Consider the following 844-nt stretch of genomic DNA (forward strand, 5'->3'; position numbering starts at 1 on the left):
TGGGAACATATCCTCTTGGTAGTGCTCCCAGTGGCCAGAAGTCTTATAGAGTTCCACCGAAGCCAAAGGCGGAGTGTAGACGTGTTGGTAGCCTGAAGCCAACTCTTTATCAACGATGTAGCGCTCCAACTCGCGACGGACCGTCGCACCATTTGGCAGCCAGAATGGCAAGCCTTGACCCACTTCTTGTGAAATCATGAAGAGATCCAGCTCTTTACCTAACTTACGGTGGTCGCGTTCTTTAGCCTCTTTTATATAGTCTAAATGAATATCATATTCCTGTAAATTTTTATGTAAACTTTGTAAACCTGCCGAAGAATTTGCTTGTRAAATTATTGTATAGCCAGATTTTTTATAACGATTAATCTCTTCCTTGAGCAAGGGAAACTGACTGAAAAATTCTTGCATTGGGTACTGATTGAATTGATACAAAGCATCAAATTTCAGATTTCCCAAACCTTTTTGTAAGCTTGAAAAGAAGGTTGCTGGTTTATATTGACGATAATCTTGGTACTTATCTGCAAAATATTTCTGACTTGATAAAGCTTTACAATTTTGTAAATCATCTGTCAACAAACTAGCTGTTTCCAGTTCAAATTGAGCATGTCGATCCACAATTTTTTGAAAATCATCAAAAAACACAGGACTATGAACAGGCAAATAGTCTAAAATAGTCCATTCTTTCTGATAAAAATAAGAAAGGAATTTACGAATATCTGCATGATGGAACCCCTCTTTGGCACTTATTAGTASCTCTTCTAAGTAAGATTTCAAAGCAGGATCAACAGCTTTTTCTAAAATAGCTTCTGATATCCTGCTTTCTGAGAAAGATTATGCTCGAGGA

General features: G+C 37.5%; 1 pseudogene. It reads right to left on the bottom strand.

Annotated features, from left to right (window positions below):
* Nucleotides 1–240: 240 nt before the first annotated feature.
* Nucleotides 241–807, bottom strand: a pseudogene (locus tag K4H96_RS10395) (transcription-repair coupling factor); the annotation flags it as partial.
* Nucleotides 808–844 lie beyond the last annotated feature (37 nt).

It is taken from the genome of Streptococcus sanguinis (assembly GCF_020729765.1).
GTDB lineage: Bacteria > Bacillota > Bacilli > Lactobacillales > Streptococcaceae > Streptococcus > Streptococcus sanguinis_Q.